Origin of the sequence: Aestuariibaculum suncheonense (assembly GCF_014596935.1) — a bacterium.
GTDB lineage: Bacteria > Bacteroidota > Bacteroidia > Flavobacteriales > Flavobacteriaceae > Aestuariibaculum > Aestuariibaculum suncheonense.
Genome location: NZ_JACVXC010000001.1, coordinates 713,388 through 735,766, shown reverse-complemented (window position 1 = coordinate 735,766; position 22,379 = coordinate 713,388). Strand labels below are relative to the sequence as shown.

The following is a 22,379-nucleotide window of genomic DNA, read 5'->3' as shown; positions in this document are numbered from 1 at the left end:
CTAATCTATGTCTAAAATTCCTAAAAAAAGGTCCTTCTAAAAGAAGAACCTGAATTAATAACACTTAAATAAAACCTTATAGTAAAGCTTTTATTTCTTCAATTATGGTATCAGCTAACTGATTGGCACTTTCCTGAGAAGTACTTTCAGTATAAATTCTGACAATCGGTTCGGTATTCGATTTTCGAAGGTGTACCCATTGGGTTTCGAAATCAATCTTTACACCATCAATGGTATTCACGGCTTCACTTTTATATTTTTCTGCCATTTGTTCTAAAATAGCATCGACATTTATAGTAGGTGTTAACTCTATTTTTTTCTTACTCATAAAGTAATTTGGATAAGAATCACGCAAAGCCTTACAAGAGATTTTTTGATGAGCCAAATGCGATAAAAACAATGCTACCCCAACCAGAGAATCTCTTCCGAAATGTGAATCTGGATAAATAATTCCACCGTTACCTTCACCACCAATTACAGCATTAACGGATTTCATTTGGATAACTACATTCACTTCGCCTACGGCACTTGCTGAATAGTTCCCCCCGTGCTTTTCAGTTATATCTCTTAAAGCTCTTGACGATGATAAATTGGACACGGTATTACCGCCTTTCAATTGTCCTAAAACATAATCGGCACAGGCTACCAAAGTATATTCTTCGCCAAACATAGAACCATCTTCACAAATAAGTGCTAGTCTATCCACGTCCGGATCAACTACAATTCCAAAATCAGCTTGTTCTTCAACCACCAATTTTGAGATATCGGTTAAATGTTCTTTCAACGGTTCTGGATTATGTGGAAATTGTCCGTTTGGTTCACAATACAATTTAACACACTCAACTCCCAAACGCTCTAATAAAGCCGGAATCGCAATGCCTCCAGTTGAATTCACTGCATCTACCACCACTTTATAACCGGCTTGCTTAATTGCTTCAACATCGACTAATTTCAATTTTAAAACTTCGTCAATGTGCTTTTCAATATAACCTTCCACTTCAGAATACTGGCCTAGATTATCAACTTCTGCAAAAGTATAGGCATCTTCGTCGGCTACTTTTAGAATTTTAGCACCTTCAACACCATCTAAAAACTCTCCTTTACTATTCAATAATTTAAGAGCATTCCATTGTTTCGGGTTATGACTAGCTGTAATTATGATTCCTCCGTCAGCACCTTCCAAAGGCACGGCAACTTCAACCGTTGGCGTTGTTGATAAACCTATGTTCTTCACGTTTATACCCAAGCCTATTAAGGTTTGACTCACTAGAGTACTTATCATCGCTCCGGAAATTCTGGCATCTCGACCTATAACAACAGTTAGGTCTTTAGCTGAATTCTGATCTTTCAACCACATACCATAGGCAGCGGCAAATTTCACAGCATCTACAGGGGTTAAATTATCACCTACACTTCCTCCAATAGTTCCGCGAATCCCTGAGATTGATTTTATTAATGTCATTGTGTGTTTCTTTTTAAGCTTGGTGATCATGAAACTCGCATACATGCTTATGAATACGCTTGATGTGTTTCATCATACTCTGGCAAGTCGCTTCCGACTGACCTTCCACTTGTAATGCTACATTCAATTTGTTCTCAACATTTTGAAAACAACTAATACTAAACCATCCATTAGGAAAAAACACTTTCAATGCTTCTGATTCTTCGTTCTTAAGGAATAAATCAAATTCACCAATAACCCAATTTAAAAACCTACAATAGGCTATCTTACTATCTACTGATGCAATTTCCCGTATTTGGAAATTGGATGGCTTAGTTTTAGTGTTTGTATTCAATGTTAGCATTTATTGTATAATTAGAATATCCATCTTACAAAGGCTTCCATAGCGGCATAATGCGCTAAACCTAACTGATGGTATAATTCTGCTGTTTCACGGTTTCTGTCCTCGGCACGTTGCCAGAACTCTCTACTATCACTTCCTTGGAAAACCACACCGTCTTTTTGCGACTGGTGTTTGAAGATTCCGTGACGTTTTTCTAATACCTGTCCCGGACTCATTGGCACAGCCATTTCTATTTCGTCGATACCCCATTCTTGCCATGCTCCGCGGTATAACCATACCCAGCAGTCTGCCATAAATGGTTTTTCTTTCAAGCGTTTTACCGATTCAAAAATGGCATCTAAACACACTTTATGAGTTCCGTGAGGATCGGCTAAATCACCTGCTGCATAAATTTGATGCGGCTGAATTTTCTCGATAAGATCCATCGTGATTTTTATATCTTCCTCTCCAATAGGTTTCTTTTCAATAGTACCAGTTTCGTAAAACGGTAATTCCATGAAGTGGATATTCTCATCTTTCAATCCAACAAAGTGACTTGTTGCACGGGCTTCTCCTTTTCTTATAATTCCTTTTATATAACGTACCTCTGGAATATCAATCTCACTGTCTTTTTTATTCTTTAAGAAGTCAACTGCTTTTTCATAAATCGCATTGGCTTCCGGACTTTCAATTCCGAATTTTTCATTGTAATCACAAACGAAAGCAGCAAAACGAAGGGCTTCATCATCAGCAACCGCAATGTTTCCTGATGTCTGGTACGCTACATGCACGTCATGACCCTGTTCTTGTAAACGCTTGAATGTTCCTCCCATACTAATGATATCATCATCTGGATGTGGAGAGAAAATTAACACACGCTTTCTAGCTGGTTCAGCACGTTCAGGACGTTTGCTGTCATCGGCATTTGGCTTTCCTCCTGGCCAACCAGTAATGGTTTGCTGTACTTTATTGAAAATATTAATATTGATATCGTAAGCCGGACCTGAATCAGCTAATAAATCGCTCATTCCGTTTTCGATATAATCCGCATCTGTCAACATTAAAATTGGTTTCTTTAAGTGCAAAGCCAACCCTAACACAGCTTTTCTAGCCATTTTATCAGTCCACTCTACTTTCTCTACCAACCAAGGCGTATCGATACGCGTTAATTTTGAAGATGCACTCTTATCAATTACAAATGTAGCGTTACGGTGTTCTTGTAAGAACGATGCCGGAACCTGATTTGTTACAGGCCCTTCAACCGAAGCTTTAATAATATTCGATTTACCTTCACCCCAAGCCATTAAAACCACGCGCTTCGCTTCCATGATTTTTTTAACTCCAAGCGTAATCGCTGTTCTAGGTGTTTTATCTAAACCTCCAAAATCTTTACTGGCTGCCACACGTGTGATGTGATCTAAAGCTACCAATCGGGTTTTAGAGTTTTGTAAAGATCCTGATTCGTTAAATCCGATATGCCCGTTACCCCCAATACCTAAAATCTGTAGATCGATACCACCTAAAGCTTCAATTTTTGCTTCGTAAGCATTACAATACGCAGATATTTCTTCTTTAGATAAGGTTCCGTCTGGAATATGAATGTTTTCTGGTAAGATATCAACTTGATTAAACAATAACTCCTTCATGAAGCGCACATAACTAAAAACTGAATCTGGCTCCATTGGATAATATTCATCCAAATTGAAACTAATCACGTTTTTAAAACTTAAGCCTTCTTCCTTGTGTAATCGTACCAACTCGGCATATAAGCCTTTTGGAGTTGATCCTGTTGCCAATCCTAAAATACAATTTTCATTCTTCGATTGCTTCAGCTTAATAAGCTCTGCTATTTCTTTAGCAACTGCTTTTGATGCTGCTAATGAATCTTCGAAAACTACAGTATCTACATTTTCAAAACGTTTTTCAAATCCTGTAGCTTTGTCTGTACTACTCTTAATCATTTTAATAGAATTTATTTTATTGTATGTATTTTTTAGTTTTTTGTCCAACTTTTAATATTATGTCCCCATAAAGCAAAGAACAAGATGATGGCATAACATGGAATTAATATCCAATAACTACTTGTTGAGGCTGTTGCTGCAGCTTCCGCCTCTTCTATACCTTTTACTATCAAGTCATGTTTTCCTGCATCTACCAATCTTCCATATAGCGGTGGTATAATAGCTCCTCCGGCAATAGCCATAATCAATAAGGCCGATCCTGTTTTTGTAAACTTGCCCAAACCTTCTAGGGTTAACGGCCATACCGCTGGCCATACCAAAGCATTGGCAATTCCTAACGCTGCTACAAATAACACCGAGGTATATCCTGTTGTCGATAAAATACATAAACTAAATACAATTCCTAAAGCGGCACTTATTTTTAATGCGGTATCTTGTTTTAAGTATTTTGGAATTAAGAATACACCCAAAGCATAGGTAGCAACCATTGCCATTAAAGTGAATGTGGTAAAAAACTTAGCTTCTTCTGCTGAAAATCCTAATGAAATTCCATAAGCTATAATACTATCGCCAGCGATTACCTCTGCTCCAACATACACAAATAAGGTCAATACACCCAGCCATAAATGTGGAAACTGGAAGATACTTGTCTTGGTGGTTTTACCTGTTTCTGTTTCTTCAACTGGCGCTGCTTCTACATGCGGCAGCGGAGCCTTTCTTATTAATATCCCTAGAACAAACAGAACTAAAGCCATTACAATATATGGTGTAACAACACTGTCGGCCATGGTATCTAACAGCTGCCCTTTTTCAATATCGGTAACCGATCCTAATTTCTCCTTAACCTCATCTATACCAGATAATAGTAAAGCTCCAAATATTAACGATCCCAAAGCTCCTGCTACTTTATTAGCAATTCCCATAATAGCGATACGCTTGGCACCACTCTCTATAGGCCCTAAAATGGTTATATACGGATTGGCTGCTGTTTGTAAGATAGTCATTCCCGTACCTTGAATAAAAATAGCCAATAGAAACAAACTATAGGTGCGCGCCTCTGCTGCCGGTATAAACACTAAAGCTCCTATCCCCATTAAAATCAAACCCAAAGACATCCCTTTGCGATAGCCTATCTTATTTAAAATATAAGATGCCGGCAACGCCATAACCACAAACGATATATACGAGGCCGAGGCAACTAAATATGATTGCGCATCGGTCAACTCATTTATAGTCTTCATAAATGGAATCAGTGCCCCATTAATCCAGGTTACAAAACCGAATATAAAAAACAAGCCTGCTATGATAGCTATTGCCACGGTATTACTACTTTTAGATGTTTGTGTCATAATTAAAAAGGTATTAATTAATAATTAGGTTTGGTTTATTACAAAATTGTAAATTCTTAATATTTGTCTAGTTTAAAGGTTCATCTTTAAAGTGTGAATTATAATTCTTACACTTTCATTTGTGATGTCATACTATCAATTAACTTAAATTGATTCTTTGCTCGATCCAAATTATGTTCTGGGTATTTTGTTTTATAGTAAATATCATTATTCAAATAATCGGTTAAAAAGCGTAATGCCATAATAAAAATCATGGTCTTCGCCGCTAAAGGAAGAGTATCAACTTCTAAAGGCGTTAAAGCCGATGCTACTTTTTCTAAAAACCCTTTTTTATAGGCTTTGTAATACTCGACATTAAAGTTCACCAAATCTAAATTAGTTTCATCTTCAGCTGCCGTATTACAAATGGTACGAATGGCATCTCCAAAATCATAATGAATAATTCCGGGCATAACCGTATCGGTATCAATCACACAAAGTCCTTTGTTATTGGTATCGAATAAGGCATTCGATATTTTAGTATCGTTATGTGTCACCCTTACCGGAATAGCTCCCGATTCTTTTAAATTTTGAAGGATATGCATTTCCTCTTTAAGCCCTTCAACCTTGTCTAAATAAAGCTTAGCATTTTCTTTTCTTACATTTGAAGCGTTCTTTAAAGCTTCTTCGAATTGCCAAAAACGAAATGACATGTCGTGAAACTTAGGAATAACTTCGGTTAATACCGAAGCATCAAAATCGCTCGTAAGATTTAAAAAATCACCTGCTAATTTTCCTCCTTCATAAGCCACTTGTTCATCGGTTACTATGTCATAGGTTACGCTATCTTTAATATAAACCATAACGTTCCAGAAATTACCAGCTTCATCTTCATAATAATATTCTTCATTATTAGCCTGAACAAACGTTAACACACTTTTTTTTAAAGCTGCATCAGACAAATGAGACAATTTATTTTGAATATGCTTACTAACACTTACTTTGTTAGAAATTAAACCTGGCACATCTTTAAAAACATCATGATTTATGCGTTGAAGAATATAAAAAGGTTCTTCTTTCGTTTCTATTAAAAATGTATCATTTATATGTCCCGAAGCTAACTCTTTATGAGATACATACTCTGAAGCATGCTTAAATTGACTAAATTTATATACTAACTGTTCTTGCGTCATCATTACCATAAATTTTCAGGATACACGTTAGCGGCTTTCAATTCTTCTATGGCTTTTTGAACAATAGCTTTATCCTCCTGATAAGTTACTCCAAACCATTTGGCATCAGACTTTAAAACCTGAACCGTCGCCATACCTGATTTTAGAATCTCATTAACTATTGTTGGCAAATAAAATTCTGCCTTTAAGTTTTCTTTATTGTTTTCTAAAAACTCTAAAAACAACTCTTCACCAAACTCAAAACATTTAGGCGTAAACCCCCAGAAATTCATAGAAACCACTGTATCGGGATCGATAGAAACAAACTCTCCATCATCATCTTTACGCACTAAGGCGCCGTCGATTTTTTCAATATGTGTACGTTCGGTAACATCAACTAAAAATCCATTCTCATCTACCTGACACTCACCTCTTGACACATAACCGTGATCTGAAACCGTATTCTTTAACAGATAAGCCATGGTCTTAAAATTATAAGACTCCTTATCGGTATTCATTAAAGCCTTCGCCATACTCACGAATGCTTCACGACTGTAAAAATCATCTGCATTAATTATCGCAAAATTTTCATTTACAGCATTTTTTGCCATTAACAAAGCATGACCTGTACCCCAAGGCTTTGTACGCTCCGGATTCACATATTGTGAAGGAACACAATCCAACTCCTGATACACGTAATCTACCTCTGCTTTACCCTCTAGTTTTTTATTAAAAATGGCTTTAAACTCTGCCTCAAAGCTTTTTCTGATAATAAAAACAAACTTTCCAAACCCAGCTTGTAACGCATCGTAAATTGAAAAATCTATAATAGTATCTCCCTGCGGAGTAAACGAATCTATCTGCTTTAGGCCGCCATACCGACTTCCCATGCCTGCTGCTAAAACTACTAAAGTTGGTTTTTCCATATCTGTTTAATCTTTTAATTTTTAAGACTTTCAGTAACTCACTAAAGAACTAAAAATCAAACATTTTAAATTTATCTAAAAACATTTTTCAACTATCAACTTTGCGAAAGTATAGATTAAGTTTTAGAAAAAAAAGAAAAAACACAAAAAATGTGTTCGACAACATTATTAAGTGTGTTCGAACACATTATGTATTAATAAATTCAACTTTTATATTATATTTGTAGTAATGAAAAAACACACCATTAAAGATATTGCTCAATTGGCAGGCGTATCGAAAGGAACTGTAGACCGCGTTATTCATAAGCGAGGTAAAGTATCGGAAAAAGCTTTAGAAAAAGTAAACAAAGTACTTGCTGAAATAGACTACCAGCCCAACCTTATGGCTAGAAGTTTAAAAAACAACAAGGATTATCACCTATGCGCCTTACTACCAAATCCTGATATTGACCCTTACTGGTTGCCTTGTAAAGCAGGAATTAATCAGGCTTTTAATGAATATAAATCTTTAGGGATTACGATTGACACACACACTTTTGACCCTACAAGTACTGAAGATTTTCTAGAGGTAAATGCTAGAGTTTTAAGCTTAAATCCGGATGCAGTATTAATGGTGCCTTTATTTTTCAATGAAGCTACAAAATCTATTAAAGCTTATGCTGAAGCTGAAATTTTAGTCAGTATTATCAATAACCGCATAGGCTCAGAAGACATTAACAACTTTGTTGGTCAAGACTTATTTCAAAGTGGAAGAATCGCTGCCCGTTTAATGGAAATGATTACACCAAAAGATTCTGAAATCATTATCGCTCATCTTGATGAATTTTTTCACAACGCCTCATTTATGCAGCAAAAAGAAAAAGGGTTTAGAGACTATTTCGAAAATTTACTAACCAGTAATTATACGCTTAAAACCTGTAACTCCATAGAATCTAATAAGTACAAAACACTATTTGACGCTATCGATTCTTCGAAAAATATTTCAGGCATTTTCGTTACCACTTCTAAAACCTATAAGGTAGCTAAGATGGTTGAAAATTTCCCCAATTTATCTATCAAAATCATTGGTTACGATTTACTAGAAAAAAATATCAGCTACCTAAATAGTGGCGCTATAGATTTCCTGATTCATCAAAACCCTAAACAGCAAATCTACCTTGGTTTGAGCCAATTGGCTGAATATTTCCTGTTTGACAAACCTATTTCCGAAGAAAAATTACTATCAATAGACATTATAAATTCTGAAAACTACAACTCCTACTTGAATCAATAACGTACCTTTGCTTATCAAATATTTTCATAAATGACGATTGAAGATTTAGTGGGAACGTACAATATTATTGGGAGCAATCAAGACGAAGAAGGCGAAGCTTACAAAGGCACCCTTACTTTATCTCTTGACATGAACTACCGAATTAAAGCCAAATGGCTTATAAATGATACTTACGAACAGACAGGTAGTGGCTTTTTTCAAGATAACATTCTGGTAATTAATTTCAGATATAAAGGCGACGATCACAACACATACAAAGGTGTAGTCGTTTATCGTTGTATAAACAAAAATCTTCTAGATGGCTTTTGGTCAGAAAAACATGGCAATCCGCTTTACTTAGGTGAAGAGCAATGTTTTCGAGTTACAGACTCAAAGAAATTACTTGACTAAATAGACTTCATATTTTCCCTATTTTTTAATACCATACAAAGCATTTCGCTTTTAAAGGCTATTTTAGTAATTTTACTAACTAACCTTAAAATAGAACACTTATAAGTATGGCGAATATTGTTTGTTTCGGAGAAATTTTATGGGACGTATTTACAACGCATAAGAAAATTGGAGGTGCTCCATTAAATGTCGCCAGTCGACTACAATCCTTCGGTAATCAAGTTTCCATGATAAGCGCCATTGGTAATGATACTCCCGGAAAAGAATTATTAAACTTTCTAAAAACAAACGGCATAAACACCGATTGCGTACAAACCATACACGACCACCAAACCAGCGAAGTTCATGTGATGCTGAATGACAAAGGTTCAGCTTCCTATGATATTAAATTCCCTTGTGCCTGGGATAAAATTGAGCTACACGATAATGCTGAAGAAATCGTTAAACAAGCCGATGCTTTTGTTTTTGGCAGTTTAGTTGCCAGAAACCATACCTCAAAAAACACATTATATAAACTGATTGATGTCGCCAAATATAAAATCTTCGATCTTAATCTAAGACCCCCCTATTACACCAAAGATCTTTTGATTTATTTAATGAATAAAGCTGATTTTATTAAGTTTAATGATGATGAATTGTTTGAAGTTAGCAAACATATGGGATCTAAATACAACTCTTTAGAACAAAACCTCATGTTTGTAGCCGAACAAACCAACACAAAACATGTTTGTGTAACGAAAGGATCTCATGGTGCTGTATTATTATACGATGACAAGTTATATTACAATAGCGGCTACTTAATTAAAGTAGTCGATACTGTAGGCGCAGGCGATTCCTTTTTAGGGTCATTAATCAGCAAACTGCTAAATAATACCAATCCACAAGACGCTATAGATTTTGCTTGTGCCGTTGGCGCTTTAGTTGCTCAAAGCGCAGGAGCGAACCCAAAGTTATCCGATTCAGAAATAGAAAATTTTATAAACCCGAAGTAAACAAAAACAGCAAATAAGATTAACCTATTTGCTGCTCTTTCATTTTTTTAAGAAGTTCTAATTCGTGCTGAATTTCTTCTTTACGTTTATTAAATTTTTGTACTCGGGCATCAATTTCCGCTTGCATTTTCTGGCGTCTCAACACGCGTTGTGCTTCGGCTTCAGCTTCTAGTTGTTGTTCTTTTTTCTGTCTATTTTTTTCTCTAAACACAGAATAATAGGAGAACCCATACATAGACAAAAACAACAAAGCTATAATACCTAAAATAACATAACCGTTTTCCATAAGTCTTATTTATCAATTAAAAGGGAGTTAAACTAACAGATGTAACCCTTTAAGAGTAACACCTTTACACCTTCAAAATTATCAAAAAGACTTGTTCCTAAAAAATAAACAAGTTGAAGTGCTTAAAAAAAAGATTAAAACTAGATCTATTAATCATCTACTCGTTGAACAACAAAAAACGACTACTTAACGGTTTTATAACCAGCATCATTCCAACTCGTGATACCACCTTCCATATTATAAATTTTGGTAAAACCAAGTTCTTTAAAAATAGCAGCGCTTTTACTACCGCGTCCGCCAGATTTACAATAGACAAGTACAGGTTTGTGTTTATCCAGCTTTTCAATATCTTCTCTGAAACTATCAGAGAAAAAATCAATATTAGTTGCGCCTTCCAGATGCCCTGAATTATATTCTTCTGGGGTTCTAACATCAATAAGTTGTAGCTTACTAGTGTTATTTACCATTTCTGTTGCAGAGCTTACGGAAACATTTACAATATCCTTTTGAGTCGACAATCCCTTACAGCCAACAGTGCTGATTACTATTAAACTTATTAAAACAATTATTCGTCTCATTAAATTTTAAATTTAATATTATTTAAAATCGACAATATCGCCAGTCCACTCCATAATGCCTCCTTCAAGATTGTAAGCATTTGCAAAGCCTAATTGTTCCATAATTGAACACGCCTGACCACTTCGATTTCCCGAGCGGCAATACACATAATAATTTTTACTCTTATCCAATTCTTCAAGAGCGTAAATAAAACCTTGTCCTTTAAAAATATCGATATGAATCGCATTTGGAATAACTCCTTCGGCAACTTCGCCATCGGTTCTAACATCTAAAACCACTGCGTTATCATCATTTGCTAATTGTTCTGCCCACTCTTCTTGTGTTAAATCTTCCATTGTAATGTATTTAATGTATCACAAAATTAATATTTATAACGTTTATAGACGAAAAAAAAATCTAAAGTATTACACCTTAGATTTTCCCGAACTTAAGCAATATATTTTTCAGTATTACACTTTTATAGAACACCCAATGGCTTTGGTCTCCTTTTGCTCCACTTCTTTTCCTGCCAATAAAGCATCAACCGCCGCCTCTACATATTTAGTGTTAACCGCATCAGCATCTTTATAATTATCATCAATAGCTCCAATATACTTTACTACGTTTCCTTTCTCCGTTTTTTGTAATACAAACATATGAGGTGTTTTTGTAGCGCCATACTTTGGAAAAACGGTTTGCTCACTATCTATCAAATACGGAAACGTAAAGCCTTTTTCTTTTGCGCGTGCTTTCATGGCATCTATATTATCACCTGGTTTTATATCGGTGTTATTTGGCATAATGGCTATAACCGGATAGCCTTTAGAAGCGTATTTTTTATCTAAAGCGATAATGCGATCTTCATAAGCCACTGCAAAAGGACAAGTATTACAGGTAAAGGTTACAATAAAGCCTTTAGCTTCTTTATAATCGGATAAAGAGACCATCTTTCCGTCAATGTTTTTAAGTGAAAAATCTTCAGCAACATCCCCTACTTTGTATCCTGGGTTGTCTGTCGTTTCATTAACAGTAAACGCACTAATTGCAAGTACAACAAGTACCAGCGGCATAAATTTCATTAGTTTTTTCATACGTGATTAATTTAAAAATGGTTTGACTTGTTTTTCTAATTCTTCAAAGGTGAACGATTGTTCAAAAAACTGACGTTCATCATCCTTGTATATTATTGTTGCAGGAATGGAACCCGACCACGATGCATCAACTTTAGGAATCCATGCATTCATATCAGCATCGTCTAACGCCACGACCTGAGATTGTATTTTTCTTTCATTTATAAAAGGTTTCAACTTGGTATCGTATTGATGCGGAAAATCTAAACTTACTAATAGTACCTCAACATTCTTGTGAGCATAAGCTTTTTGCAATTGCTCGAAATACGGTAATTCCTTTACACATGGCACACACCATGTTGCCCAAAAATTCACCACATGCACTTTTCCATCTTTCTTATTCAACAAAGGTTCTAATCCTTTAAAATCGTAAACCTTTAAATCTTTTGAAAAATCTTCGTGAACAACAAATTCGGTTCGCCAAGTTTCCACTAAGGCTGTTTCAGCATTATTTTCATGCCATTTACAACCTACAATTAACAAGAACGTAAAAAACAAGATATTAAATTTCATACATTGGTATTTTCGTATTAGACCGATAATTCATCTGATGGTTTAATAATCTGTTAATAGAATCCTAAAATTAATTAATACTTGATAGTTATAAATTAGTTTAACAATCTTTTATGTAAAAATTAACCCGAAGTGTTGTGTAATTTTATTTTCATTTCTATATTTGGAGCAAATCAAGAAAACAAAACATGTTTACAATTTTAAATAACATTTGGTGGTGGAGCTTTACAAACTTACGTTCGTGAAGTAGACCCCTTATATATTTAAATCAAAATATCGAAAAGGCTTGTCATTCACGACAAGCCTTTTTTAGTATTAAAAATTTCGATAAAACGAATAAAAACTGAATAAATTCAGCATAAATGACAACTTATAACTTATACACGCATTACAAAAAAATCCTAGCAGACACCATTACACCTGTTAGTATTTATCTGAAAATAAGAGACAAATACCCAAATAGTATTCTCCTTGAAAGTAGTGATTATCACGCCAACGACAACAGCTTTTCATATATCTGTTTCAACCCGATTGCTTCTATTAAAGTTGAAAACGAAAGTATCTCTCAATCATTTCCTGACGGAAATTCATCTTCACAATCTATTAGCGAAACTACAGATGTTGCTGAAGAAATTCACCAGTTCACCAAACGATTTGAAGTGAACTCTGAAGAAGAATTTAAGTTTATTAACAATGGAATTTTTGGATATATCGCTTACGATGCTGTGCGTTATTTTGAAGATGTCGATATTGCTAAAAAGGAAAACTCTATCACCATTCCCGATACTTACTACGCAGTATATCAAAACATCATTGCCATTAATCACCATAAAAATGAAGCTTACATTTTTGCACATTGTCACAATACCGAAAGCAATATTGAAGAAATAGATCACTTGATAAAAGTACGAAGCTTTGCTTCTTATAATTTTACATCAAACGGTGAAATCTCCTCAAACCTTACTGACGACGAATACAAAACGCATGTTGAGTTAGCTAAAAAACATTGTGCGCGAGGCGATGTGTTCCAATTGGTGCTTTCAAAAAGTTTTACTCAACAATTTAAAGGTGACGAGTTTAATGTTTATCGCGCTTTACGCAGCATTAACCCATCGCCATATTTATTTTATTTCGATTACGGTAACTTTAAAATATTCGGAAGTTCGCCAGAAGCTCAACTTATTGTTAGCGATGGTATAGCCGAAATTCACCCGATTGCAGGAACATTTAAACGCACCGGTAACGACACCAAAGACGCCGAACTCGCTCAAAAACTAGTAGCAGATGATAAGGAAAATGCAGAACACGTAATGTTGGTAGACTTAGCCAGAAACGATCTTAGTCGCCATGGTAGTGGCGTAACGGTAAACACCTATCGCGAGGTACAGTTTTTCTCCCATGTCATCCATCTGGTAAGTAAGGTCACCGGAAAAAAACACTCCAATACGCCAACCATGCAGGTAGTGGCCGATACCTTCCCTGCCGGAACTTTAAGTGGCGCACCAAAACATCGTGCTATGCAACTTATTGAGCAATACGAAAAAACCAGTCGTTCGTTCTATGGCGGTGCCATTGGGTTTATGGACTTTAACGGCAACTTCAATCATGCCATTATGATTAGAACCTTTTTAAGTAAAAACCATGAATTACATTGGCGTGCCGGAGCCGGAATTGTTTCCAAATCCAGTGCCGAAAGTGAATTACAAGAAGTGTATAACAAATTAGGCGCCTTAACTAAAGCCATTGAATTAGCCGAAACCATATAAATACAAAGCAAAAAAATACCTGTTAAACAGGATTATATAAAATGAAAAAAATATTAGTTATAGATAATTACGACAGCTTCACTTATAATCTTGTACATTACTTAGAAGATTTAAACTGCGAGGTTACCGTTTACCGAAACGACAAACTCTACTTAGAAGATGTCGAGGCCTTTGATAAAATTGTATTATCACCAGGCCCTGGAATCCCAGACGAGGCAGGCTTATTAAAAGAAATTATTAAAACCTATGCCCCAACAAAAAGCATATTAGGCGTATGTTTAGGGCAACAAGCCATTGGCGAGGTATTCGGAGGCACTTTACAAAACCTTGACGATGTATATCATGGTGTCGCTACTAAAGTTAATATCACTGTAGACGATGAAACCCTGTTTAACGGACTGGAAAAAGAAATTGAAGTCGGTCGCTATCACTCTTGGGTGGTTAATCCAGACTTACCGGAAGTATTAGAAGCAACTTCATTTGACCATAACGGACAAGTCATGTCTTTACGCCACCGTGTTTATGATGTAAAAGGTGTACAATACCACCCGGAATCGGTATTAACACCAAATGGCAAACAAATACTTAAAAACTGGATAGAGAACTAAACCAAGATTTAAGACATTAGATTATGAAAGACATTTTAAACAGACTTATAAATCACGAAAGCATCTCTACCGAAGAAGCTAAACAGGTTTTAGTGAACATCTCCAAAGGAGACTATAACCAAAGTCAGATTGCGGCATTTTTAACAGTGTACATGATGCGTAGCATCACCTTAGATGAATTAAAAGGGTTTAGAGATGCGCTATTAGAATTGTGTATTCCCATCGACCTGAAAGATTTCAACGCGATTGATTTATGCGGTACAGGTGGTGATGGCAAAAACACGTTTAACATCTCTACGCTTGCTTCATTTGTCACTGCCGGCGCTGGTGTTCATGTAGCTAAACATGGTAACTATGGAGTCTCTTCAGCTTGCGGATCATCAAACGTTATGGAATATTTAGGTATTAAATTTTCAAACGATGAAGACTTCTTAAAGAAATGTATGGATCAAGCCGGTATTTGTGTGCTGCACGCGCCACTATTCCACCCCGCAATGAAAAATGTAGCGCCTATTCGTCGCGAATTAGGTGTTAAAACCTTTTTCAACATGCTAGGACCAATGGTCAATCCGTCGTTTCCCAAAAATCAAATGGTTGGGGTCTTCAATTTAGAATTGCTACGCCTTTATGGTTACTTATATCAAAGTACCGATAAAAATTACAGCGTAGTTCATGCTTTAGATGGCTACGACGAAATCTCTTTAACGGGAGGCACCAAAGTGATTTCTAATAATAAAGAAATCATGTTTACGCCAGAGGATTTAGGCATTAATGAAATATCCCAACAGTCTATTTACGGAGGAGATACCATTGAAGAAGCTGCAAAAATATTTATAAATGTCATCAACGGAAACGGTACCGAGCAACAAAACCATGTAGTTTGTGCCAATGCCGGTTTAGCTATTGCAACCACAAAACAAATTAGCCATAAAGAAGGTTTTGAATTAGCCAAAGCATCTTTATTCTCAGGCAAAGCCAAAGCAAGTTTAGATAAATTAGTAGCATTAAGTAAGTAATGAATATATTAGATAAAATTACAGCCGATAAAAGAACTGAAGTCGCTTTAAGGAAGTCCTTAATCCCAATCTCGCAATTGGAACAATCGGTGTTGTTTGAAAGACCTACGGTTTCATTAACTGAAAAACTAAAGACCAGTAACACAGGAATTATCGCCGAACACAAACGGCGTTCGCCTTCTAAATCGGTAATCAATCAAAACCTTAACGTTAACGACGTGGCTAAGGGCTATGAAGATGCAGGTGTTTGTGGTATGTCTGTTTTAACCGACGGCAAGTATTTTGGAGGTTCGTTAGATGATTTACTACTGGCCCGAGCTTCCTGCAATTTACCGTTGTTGCGCAAAGAATTCATTATTGATGAATACCAGCTACTGGAAGCTAAAGCTTATGGCGCTGATGTCATTCTACTTATTGCAGCCATCTTAACACGTGATGAAATCAAACAGTTTTCAGAGTTTGCCAAGAGCTTACATCTGGACGTTTTACTGGAAGTTCACAACGAGGAAGAATTAAACAAAAGCATAATGCCAAGTTTAGATATGTTAGGTGTTAATAACCGTAACCTAAAAACTTTCGATGTTAGTTTAGACACCAGTAAATCTTTAAGTGCATTGATTCCTGATGATTTTGTAAAAGTATCAGAAAGTGGCATTAGCAATATTGAAGCCATTAAATCCCTGCAACCTTTCGGTTATCAAGGCTTTTTGATTGGTGAAAACTTTATGAAAACTGATAATGCCGGTGAAAGCGCTAAAATATTTATAGAACAATTAAAAAAATAATGTCATGCTGAACTTGTTTCAGCATCTCATAAACAACCTTAATAATTAGAACCTGAAACAAGTTCAGGTTAACGAAAAGATGAAATTAAAAGTTTGTGGCATGAAATATCAAGATAATATTCAGGCGGTGGCAAATCTGCAACCGGATTATCTTGGGTTTATCTTCTATGAGAAATCGGTGAGATATTTCAACACCTCCATTCCTAACATTTCAGAAACCATAAAAAAGACTGGTGTTTTTGTTAATGAAACCATCGAATTTGTAGTTAAACAAATTCAGACGCATAACTTGCAAGCTGTTCAATTACATGGCGAAGAATCTCCGGAATATTGTGACCAATTAAAAAACTGTCATGCTGAACTTGTTTCAGCATCTCTCGATAAAAACCTGAAACACCTTCAGGTTGACAAATCATTAGAAATCATTAAAGTCTTCTCTATAAAAGATGAATTTGATTTCGACGTTCTAAAACCTTATGAACCCGTTTGTAATTATTTCCTGTTTGACACCAAGGGAAAACTTCCGGGTGGCAATGGTTATACTTTCGACTGGAATGTATTGAACGATTATCCTTCAACCAAGCCCTTCTTTTTAAGCGGCGGTATTGGATTGAATGAAGCGGACAAACTGAATGCATTTAAACAAAGTCCGGCATCAAAATACTGTTATGCTATTGATGTGAACAGTAAATTTGAAATAGAACCCGGATTAAAACATATAGAACAACTAAAACAATTTAAAGAAGCGTTAAGCTTTATAGAAAACTAATAACAGCATCCTGAAAACAACTTCAGGGCACAAAAGATTATGAACTATAACGTAAACGAAAAAGGGTACTACGGCGAATTTGGAGGCGCATTTATTCCTGAAATGCTTTACCCTAATGTAGAAGAATTACGCCAGAATTATTTAAAAGTAATGGCCGAACCTTCGTTTCAGGAGGAATTCAACCAATTACTAAAGGATTATGTGGGACGCCCCTCGCCTTTGTATTTTGCCAAACGCCTATCGGAAAAGTACAATACCAAAATATATTTAAAACGTGAGGATCTGAATCATACAGGTGCACACAAAATCAACAATACCATCGGGCAAATCCTTATGGCAAAACGCCTAGGCAAAACCCGTATTATTGCCGAAACCGGTGCAGGACAACATGGTGTGGCAACCGCTACGGTTTGCGCATTAATGGGTTTGGAATGTATCGTATATATGGGTGAAGTCGATATTGCACGTCAGGCACCAAACGTAGCCCGAATGAAAATGTTAGGCGCCAGCGTGGTTCCTGCAAAGTCAGGAAGCCGCACATTAAAAGATGCTACTAACGAAGCCATTCGGGATTGGATTAACAACCCCGTAAATACCCATTATATTATTGGTTCAGCAATTGGACCACATCCTTACCCTGATATGGTAACGCGTTTTCAATCGGTAATTTCTGAAGAAATTAAATGGCAACTAAAGGAACATGAAGGTCGTGAAAACCCAGATTACGTAGTAGCCTGTATTGGTGGTGGTAGTAATGCTGCCGGAACCTATTATCACTTTTTACACGAAAAAGACGTCAATATTATCGCTGTTGAAGCTGCTGGACATGGTGTGGATTCCGGTGAGAGTGCCGCCACTTCGGTGTTAGGTAAAGAAGGTGTTATTCATGGTTGTAAAACCTTATTGATGCAAACTAAGGACGGACAAATCACCGAGCCTTATTCAATATCGGCTGGATTAGATTACCCTGGTGTTGGACCAATGCACGCCCATTTATGCAAAACAGGCCGTGCCGAATTTATGGCCATTACAGATGATGATGCTATGAATGCCGGATTAGAGCTTTGTAAACTGGAAGGTATTATTCCGGCTATTGAAAGTTCGCATGCCTTAGCCATTTTTGAACAAAAAAGCTTTAAACCAGACGACATCGTGGTGGTGAGCTTATCAGGACGTGGTGACAAAGATTTACAGAACTATATTGATTATTTCGGTTTTTAGCTTTTTAATTTCCGCATAGGCGGAAAGAATAATCAAATTATGAGATAAAGCATCAATCTTCAGAAATAATGAGCGAAAATCGGAACTGCGAAGCATAGCTTCAAGCATGACGATTGATAGCGCATGATCCGAAGGAATTTCCTTAGATTGATTTGATTTTTTGGTTCGTTTTGTATCAAGACAAAATGAACATTAAATAAACCATTTAAAAAGATTCTGAATCAAGTTCAGAATGACAAAAAATTATGAACAGATTACAGCAAAAACTACAGGAAGATAAAAAGTTACTATCTATATATTTCACGGCAGGTTTCCCAAGTTTAAACGATACCGTAAGTATTATTGAAGACTTAGAAAAAAATGGTGTCGATTTAATTGAAATCGGTTTGCCATTTAGCGACCCTTTAGCCGATGGCCCTACCATTCAGGCCAGTTCCACACAGGCACTTAAAAATGGCATGACCACCGAAATCTTATTCAATCAATTAAAAGACATTCGTAAGACGGTTAATATCCCATTAATTATCATGGGCTATTTCAACCCGATGTTACAATACGGTGTGGAAGCCTTTTGTAAACAATGTCAGGAAATTGGTATCGACGGATTAATTATTCCGGATTTACCGGTAGATGTATATCATGATGAATACAAAGCTATTTTCGATAAATACGGTTTAATCAATGTGTTCTTAATTACACCACAAACCAGCGAAGAACGTATTCGTTATATCGATTCCATATCCAACGGATTCATCTATATGGTAAGTAGTGCCAGCGTTACCGGAAGTCAGTCTGGTTTTGGAGACGAACAAACGGCATATTTTAAACGCATAGCCGATATGAACTTAAAGAATCCGCAAATTGTTGGCTTCGGCATTAACAACAATGAAACCTTCACACAAGCCACAACTTATGCCAAAGGCGCCATTATTGGAAGTGCATTTATAAAACACGCGTCTTCTGAAAAGTTAGACACTATCGGTGATTTTGTAAATACTATTCTCCAATAAAACATAATAATAGTTTTCTCAATAAAACCGATGAGACACAAAATCTTATCGGTTTTTGTTTTTTTAACGATCAAATTACAGCCAAAAACAACAAAAGACCTCCGGAAGATGTTACTTTCAACAGAGTATCAAAAGAGCATCCGTATATATAATCATAAAACTCTCCTTCCTTATCGACTAGTATTAAATTTTCGCTAAAGTCCTGTTTCTTCCTCTTAAATTCCTTAAATTTCATAGCACAATAACAAATTAAAGCATTGCTAAATTTTTTATGGAAGAGATAGAAAACATTGAATTAGCCTACCTGAGTTTAGACGATTACGACGAATTGAAAGAAGCCATGATTGCCTCTTATGCCTCTATGCCCGATGCCTACTGGCGTGAGTTTCAAATCAAGAAACTTATCGATATGTTTCCCGAAGGTCAGGTAGTAATAAAAGTGAATAACCAGATTGCCGGATGCGCTTTGAGTATAATTGTCGATTACGATAAATTTGACGATAACCACACCTATAGAGACATTACCGGAAACTATACTTTTAATACACATACCCCTAATGGCGATATTATTTATGGTATTGAAATATTTATCAAGCCGGAGTTTCGGGGTCTGCGTTTAGGCCGTCGTTTGTACGACTATCGTAAAGAACTCTGTGAGCGCCTTAATTTAAGAGGGCTGGCTTTTGGCGGACGCATTCCGAATTATAAAAAATATGCCGAAACCTTAAGTCCTAAAGAATATATTGAAAAAGTACGAAGTAAAGAGATTAACGATCCGGTACTGAACTTTCAAATCTCGAACGACTTTCACCCAACGCGAATCATTAAAAATTATCTGGAAGGCGATGCCGACTCAAAAGACTATGCTGTACTTTTAGAGTGGGATAACATCTATTATGAAAAGCAAACCAAGCAGGCCGCCATCATTAAAAAGATTGTACGACTGGGCTTAATTCAATGGCAAATGCGTTTGTATAAAGATCTTGATGAACTCATGCACCAGGCTGAATTCTTTGTCGATGCAGTTTCCGGTTATCGCAGTGACTTTGCCTTATTCCCTGAGTTTTTCAATGCCCCGCTAATGGCTGAAAACAACCACATGTCTACACCCGATGCCATTCGGGAACTGGCAAAACATACCTCCGAGATTGTCAGTCGCTTTTCAAAACTTGCCATTTCATACAACATTAACATCATTACCGGAAGTATGCCTGAGATGGTCAATGACAAACTATACAATGTGGGTTATTTATGCCGTCGCGATGGTACAAGTGAGCGCTACGAAAAACTGCACGTTACCCCTGATGAAGCTAAGGTTTGGGGTATGGTAGGTGGTCGTAAGCTGCAAACTTTCGACACCGACTGTGGTAAAATTGGTATATTAATCTGCTATGACTCGGAGTTTCCGGAATTAAGCCGATTACTGGCTGACGAAGGTATGGATATTCTGTTTGTGCCTTTCTTAACCGACACTCAAAACGGCTACTCGCGTGTGCGCCACTGTGCACAGGCGCGCGCCATAGAAAACGAATGCTATGTGGCTATTGCAGGCAGTGTAGGCAACCTTCCTAATGTTGAAAATATGGATATACAGTATGCACAATCCATGGTGTTTACTCCATGTGATTTTGCTTTCCCAACCAATGGTATAAAAGCCGAAGCAACACCTAATACCGAGATGATTCTTATTGCCGATGTTGATATCGATCTGCTACGGGAACTTAACCAGTTTGGTAGCGTTAAAAACCTGAAAGACCGCCGTAAAGACATCTTCGAATTGCGCAAGCAACCCTAGAACTTTTAGTGTATTGTACTACAATAAAAGAAGGTTAATACATAGAGTTATTAATAAATTGATTATCTTGTTAATCCAAATCTATGTATTAACCAACTCCTAACATTATGAAATGGTACCTAAAAGTCATCCTCGACAATTACGCCAATTTTCATGGCAGAGCCCGTCGTAAAGCCTACTGGATTTTCTTCGCTTTTAATCTACTCTTTACCTACAGTATTGCTTATATCGCAAGCATACTGGTTGAATTTACAGACTTTATCTACCTCATGTGGTTACCCATTATTTACTTAATAGCAGTAGCCGTTCCGTCTATTGCCGTTGGGGTGCGCCGTATGCACGACGTAGGTAAGCCTGGCTGGTTTTTGCTTATCCCCATTTACAGCTTTATTCTGGCGGTATCGGCAGGAGAACCCGGAGCCAACAAATATGGTGAAGACCCCAAAAAGGAATCACACGAAACCATTAAAGATTACATTAATGACATCTTCGAATTGCGCGAACAACAACCCTAATTTGAAGTTTTTTAATACACACCTGAAAGATAAATTACATATTAAATAGATATTTGAATATATTTACTTTCAGAATTAATTATTAACTAACCCCAAATCTTATGAAATGGTACTTAAAAGTCGTAAAAGATAATTACGCAAATTTTAATGGTCGCGCACGTCGCAAAGAGTATTGGATGTTCTTTTTATTTAACATGTTATTTACCTACGGACTATCTATAACTCTTAGTATTATTGCTGTAGCCTCAGAAATGTATTCGCTAGCTTCAATTTACATGTTGTATTCGCTTGCTGTATTGATTCCTTCAATAGCAGTAGGAGTACGTCGTATGCACGATGTAGGCAAAAGCGGATGGTATTTATTAATTCCAATATACAGCTTTATTTTAGCAGTTACTGAAGGTGAACGCGGCCCTAATGCTTACGGCCCGGATCCTAAAAACGAAAACATTGAAGAAATCGACCAGATTGGTCAGGTACAGGTAGACTAAGTCTTACCCCTAAACAACTATAAACCCCGTGCTTTTTAGCATGGGGTTTTCTTTTTACAATAACTTATCACATTCACAATAATCACAACA

General features: G+C 36.4%; 24 protein-coding genes. 13 read left to right on the top strand and 11 right to left on the bottom strand.

Annotated elements, in window-relative coordinates:
- Positions 1–76: 76 nt before the first annotated feature.
- The 6 genes from glmM to ICJ84_RS03245 all read right to left on the bottom strand — a co-directional run bounded on the left by glmM (position 77) and on the right by ICJ84_RS03245 (position 7,171).
- On the bottom strand, positions 77–1,462 hold the full coding sequence (gene glmM / locus ICJ84_RS03270) for a phosphoglucosamine mutase (RefSeq protein WP_188214923.1): 1,386 nt from the start codon (positions 1,460–1,462) through the stop codon (positions 77–79).
- A 13-nt stretch (positions 1,463–1,475) separates the two neighbouring features.
- Positions 1,476–1,805 carry a hypothetical protein gene (locus ICJ84_RS03265; RefSeq protein ID WP_188214922.1) on the bottom strand — a complete coding sequence of 110 codons (330 nt, stop codon included), beginning with the start codon at positions 1,803–1,805 and terminating at the stop codon, positions 1,476–1,478.
- Between the two features lie 11 nt (positions 1,806–1,816).
- Positions 1,817–3,745 (bottom strand): glucosamine-6-phosphate deaminase, encoded by a 1,929-nt coding sequence (gene nagB, locus ICJ84_RS03260; RefSeq protein ID WP_188214921.1) that lies wholly within the window; start codon positions 3,743–3,745, stop codon positions 1,817–1,819.
- Between the two features lie 32 nt (positions 3,746–3,777).
- On the bottom strand, positions 3,778–5,094 hold the full coding sequence (locus ICJ84_RS03255; RefSeq protein WP_188214920.1) for a sugar MFS transporter: 1,317 nt from the start codon (positions 5,092–5,094) through the stop codon (positions 3,778–3,780).
- 107 nt (positions 5,095–5,201) lie between these two features.
- The gene (locus ICJ84_RS03250) at positions 5,202–6,269 is read right to left on the bottom strand and encodes a phosphotransferase enzyme family protein (protein ID WP_241748673.1); all 1,068 of its coding nucleotides are present in this window, start codon (positions 6,267–6,269) and stop codon (positions 5,202–5,204) included.
- On the bottom strand, positions 6,269–7,171 hold the full coding sequence (locus ICJ84_RS03245) for a nucleotidyltransferase family protein (RefSeq protein WP_188214919.1): 903 nt from the start codon (positions 7,169–7,171) through the stop codon (positions 6,269–6,271). The genes ICJ84_RS03250 and ICJ84_RS03245 overlap by 1 nt, the downstream gene beginning before the upstream one ends.
- Before the next feature lie 229 nt (positions 7,172–7,400).
- Between ICJ84_RS03245 and ICJ84_RS03240 the strand changes: the two genes are divergently transcribed.
- From ICJ84_RS03240 to ICJ84_RS03230, 3 genes are all read left to right on the top strand, one after another.
- On the top strand, positions 7,401–8,444 hold the full coding sequence (locus tag ICJ84_RS03240; protein ID WP_188214918.1) for a LacI family DNA-binding transcriptional regulator: 1,044 nt from the start codon (positions 7,401–7,403) through the stop codon (positions 8,442–8,444).
- Between the two features lie 30 nt (positions 8,445–8,474).
- Positions 8,475–8,834 carry a hypothetical protein gene (locus ICJ84_RS03235; protein WP_188214917.1) on the top strand — a complete coding sequence of 120 codons (360 nt, stop codon included), beginning with the start codon at positions 8,475–8,477 and terminating at the stop codon, positions 8,832–8,834.
- Positions 8,835–8,941: 107 nt separating this feature from the next.
- Positions 8,942–9,826, top strand: a complete 885-nt coding sequence (locus ICJ84_RS03230) for a carbohydrate kinase family protein (protein WP_188214916.1) — start codon at positions 8,942–8,944, stop codon at positions 9,824–9,826.
- Between the two features lie 19 nt (positions 9,827–9,845).
- Here ICJ84_RS03230 and ICJ84_RS03225 read toward each other — a convergent pair whose 3' ends face one another.
- The 5 genes from ICJ84_RS03225 to ICJ84_RS03205 all read right to left on the bottom strand — a co-directional run bounded on the left by ICJ84_RS03225 (position 9,846) and on the right by ICJ84_RS03205 (position 12,313).
- Positions 9,846–10,112: a hypothetical protein gene (locus ICJ84_RS03225; RefSeq protein ID WP_188214915.1), complete on the bottom strand. Its 267-nt coding sequence runs from the start codon at positions 10,110–10,112 to the stop codon at positions 9,846–9,848.
- 182 nt (positions 10,113–10,294) lie between these two features.
- Positions 10,295–10,690 (bottom strand): rhodanese-like domain-containing protein, encoded by a 396-nt coding sequence (locus ICJ84_RS03220; RefSeq protein ID WP_188214914.1) that lies wholly within the window; start codon positions 10,688–10,690, stop codon positions 10,295–10,297.
- An 18-nt stretch (positions 10,691–10,708) separates the two neighbouring features.
- A complete protein-coding gene (locus tag ICJ84_RS03215; protein WP_188214913.1) occupies positions 10,709–11,026 on the bottom strand; it encodes a rhodanese-like domain-containing protein in 318 nt (105 codons plus the stop codon).
- Positions 11,027–11,140: 114 nt separating this feature from the next.
- Positions 11,141–11,761 (bottom strand): thioredoxin family protein, encoded by a 621-nt coding sequence (locus ICJ84_RS03210; protein WP_188214912.1) that lies wholly within the window; start codon positions 11,759–11,761, stop codon positions 11,141–11,143.
- Between the two features lie 6 nt (positions 11,762–11,767).
- On the bottom strand, positions 11,768–12,313 hold the full coding sequence (locus tag ICJ84_RS03205) for a TlpA family protein disulfide reductase (RefSeq protein WP_188214911.1): 546 nt from the start codon (positions 12,311–12,313) through the stop codon (positions 11,768–11,770).
- 362 nt (positions 12,314–12,675) lie between these two features.
- Between ICJ84_RS03205 and ICJ84_RS03200 the strand changes: the two genes are divergently transcribed.
- The 10 genes from ICJ84_RS03200 to ICJ84_RS03155 all read left to right on the top strand — a co-directional run bounded on the left by ICJ84_RS03200 (position 12,676) and on the right by ICJ84_RS03155 (position 22,289).
- Positions 12,676–14,079 carry an anthranilate synthase component I family protein gene (locus tag ICJ84_RS03200; RefSeq protein ID WP_188214910.1) on the top strand — a complete coding sequence of 468 codons (1,404 nt, stop codon included), beginning with the start codon at positions 12,676–12,678 and terminating at the stop codon, positions 14,077–14,079.
- 41 nt (positions 14,080–14,120) lie between these two features.
- Entirely contained in the window at positions 14,121–14,687 is a 567-nt protein-coding gene (locus tag ICJ84_RS03195; RefSeq protein WP_188214909.1) for an anthranilate synthase component II, read from the top strand.
- A 23-nt stretch (positions 14,688–14,710) separates the two neighbouring features.
- Positions 14,711–15,703: an anthranilate phosphoribosyltransferase gene (trpD, locus tag ICJ84_RS03190; protein WP_188214908.1), complete on the top strand. Its 993-nt coding sequence runs from the start codon at positions 14,711–14,713 to the stop codon at positions 15,701–15,703.
- Positions 15,703–16,488 (top strand): indole-3-glycerol phosphate synthase TrpC, encoded by a 786-nt coding sequence (trpC, locus tag ICJ84_RS03185; RefSeq protein ID WP_188214907.1) that lies wholly within the window; start codon positions 15,703–15,705, stop codon positions 16,486–16,488. The genes trpD and trpC overlap by 1 nt, the downstream gene beginning before the upstream one ends.
- Before the next feature lie 79 nt (positions 16,489–16,567).
- Entirely contained in the window at positions 16,568–17,257 is a 690-nt protein-coding gene (locus ICJ84_RS03180) for a phosphoribosylanthranilate isomerase (RefSeq protein ID WP_188214906.1), read from the top strand.
- Positions 17,258–17,296: 39 nt separating this feature from the next.
- Positions 17,297–18,478: a tryptophan synthase subunit beta gene (gene trpB, locus ICJ84_RS03175; protein ID WP_188214905.1), complete on the top strand. Its 1,182-nt coding sequence runs from the start codon at positions 17,297–17,299 to the stop codon at positions 18,476–18,478.
- A 245-nt stretch (positions 18,479–18,723) separates the two neighbouring features.
- Positions 18,724–19,488 carry a tryptophan synthase subunit alpha gene (gene trpA, locus ICJ84_RS03170; RefSeq protein ID WP_188214904.1) on the top strand — a complete coding sequence of 255 codons (765 nt, stop codon included), beginning with the start codon at positions 18,724–18,726 and terminating at the stop codon, positions 19,486–19,488.
- 271 nt (positions 19,489–19,759) lie between these two features.
- Positions 19,760–21,283: a carbon-nitrogen hydrolase family protein gene (locus tag ICJ84_RS03165; protein WP_188214903.1), complete on the top strand. Its 1,524-nt coding sequence runs from the start codon at positions 19,760–19,762 to the stop codon at positions 21,281–21,283.
- A 107-nt stretch (positions 21,284–21,390) separates the two neighbouring features.
- Positions 21,391–21,798, top strand: a complete 408-nt coding sequence (locus ICJ84_RS03160; protein ID WP_188214902.1) for a DUF805 domain-containing protein — start codon at positions 21,391–21,393, stop codon at positions 21,796–21,798.
- 101 nt (positions 21,799–21,899) lie between these two features.
- Positions 21,900–22,289 carry a DUF805 domain-containing protein gene (locus ICJ84_RS03155; RefSeq protein WP_188214901.1) on the top strand — a complete coding sequence of 130 codons (390 nt, stop codon included), beginning with the start codon at positions 21,900–21,902 and terminating at the stop codon, positions 22,287–22,289.
- The last annotated feature ends 90 nt before the right edge of the window (positions 22,290–22,379 follow it).

Excerpts from the sequence above, each read along its gene's own strand:
- trpD (WP_188214908.1), top strand. The coding sequence starts at position 14,711 with ATGAAAGACATTTTAAACAGACTTATAAATCACGAAAGCATCTCTACC.
- glmM (WP_188214923.1), bottom strand. The coding sequence starts at position 1,462 with ATGACATTAATAAAATCAATCTCAGGGATTCGCGGAACTATTGGAGGA.
- ICJ84_RS03200 (WP_188214910.1), top strand. The coding sequence starts at position 12,676 with ATGACAACTTATAACTTATACACGCATTACAAAAAAATCCTAGCAGAC.
- ICJ84_RS03210 (WP_188214912.1), bottom strand. The coding sequence starts at position 11,761 with ATGAAAAAACTAATGAAATTTATGCCGCTGGTACTTGTTGTACTTGCA.
- nagB (WP_188214921.1), bottom strand. The coding sequence starts at position 3,745 with ATGATTAAGAGTAGTACAGACAAAGCTACAGGATTTGAAAAACGTTTT.
- ICJ84_RS03225 (WP_188214915.1), bottom strand. The coding sequence starts at position 10,112 with ATGGAAAACGGTTATGTTATTTTAGGTATTATAGCTTTGTTGTTTTTG.
- ICJ84_RS03250 (WP_241748673.1), bottom strand. The coding sequence starts at position 6,269 with ATGATGACGCAAGAACAGTTAGTATATAAATTTAGTCAATTTAAGCAT.
- ICJ84_RS03205 (WP_188214911.1), bottom strand. The coding sequence starts at position 12,313 with ATGAAATTTAATATCTTGTTTTTTACGTTCTTGTTAATTGTAGGTTGT.
- ICJ84_RS03155 (WP_188214901.1), top strand. The coding sequence starts at position 21,900 with ATGAAATGGTACTTAAAAGTCGTAAAAGATAATTACGCAAATTTTAAT.
- ICJ84_RS03195 (WP_188214909.1), top strand. The coding sequence starts at position 14,121 with ATGAAAAAAATATTAGTTATAGATAATTACGACAGCTTCACTTATAAT.
- trpA (WP_188214904.1), top strand. The coding sequence starts at position 18,724 with ATGAACAGATTACAGCAAAAACTACAGGAAGATAAAAAGTTACTATCT.
- ICJ84_RS03180 (WP_188214906.1), top strand. The coding sequence starts at position 16,568 with ATGAAATTAAAAGTTTGTGGCATGAAATATCAAGATAATATTCAGGCG.
- ICJ84_RS03220 (WP_188214914.1), bottom strand. The coding sequence starts at position 10,690 with ATGAGACGAATAATTGTTTTAATAAGTTTAATAGTAATCAGCACTGTT.
- ICJ84_RS03235 (WP_188214917.1), top strand. The coding sequence starts at position 8,475 with ATGACGATTGAAGATTTAGTGGGAACGTACAATATTATTGGGAGCAAT.
- ICJ84_RS03240 (WP_188214918.1), top strand. The coding sequence starts at position 7,401 with ATGAAAAAACACACCATTAAAGATATTGCTCAATTGGCAGGCGTATCG.
- ICJ84_RS03215 (WP_188214913.1), bottom strand. The coding sequence starts at position 11,026 with ATGGAAGATTTAACACAAGAAGAGTGGGCAGAACAATTAGCAAATGAT.
- trpB (WP_188214905.1), top strand. The coding sequence starts at position 17,297 with ATGAACTATAACGTAAACGAAAAAGGGTACTACGGCGAATTTGGAGGC.
- trpC (WP_188214907.1), top strand. The coding sequence starts at position 15,703 with ATGAATATATTAGATAAAATTACAGCCGATAAAAGAACTGAAGTCGCT.
- ICJ84_RS03245 (WP_188214919.1), bottom strand. The coding sequence starts at position 7,171 with ATGGAAAAACCAACTTTAGTAGTTTTAGCAGCAGGCATGGGAAGTCGG.
- ICJ84_RS03160 (WP_188214902.1), top strand. The coding sequence starts at position 21,391 with ATGAAATGGTACCTAAAAGTCATCCTCGACAATTACGCCAATTTTCAT.
- ICJ84_RS03255 (WP_188214920.1), bottom strand. The coding sequence starts at position 5,094 with ATGACACAAACATCTAAAAGTAGTAATACCGTGGCAATAGCTATCATA.
- ICJ84_RS03265 (WP_188214922.1), bottom strand. The coding sequence starts at position 1,805 with ATGCTAACATTGAATACAAACACTAAAACTAAGCCATCCAATTTCCAA.
- ICJ84_RS03230 (WP_188214916.1), top strand. The coding sequence starts at position 8,942 with ATGGCGAATATTGTTTGTTTCGGAGAAATTTTATGGGACGTATTTACA.
- ICJ84_RS03165 (WP_188214903.1), top strand. The coding sequence starts at position 19,760 with ATGGAAGAGATAGAAAACATTGAATTAGCCTACCTGAGTTTAGACGAT.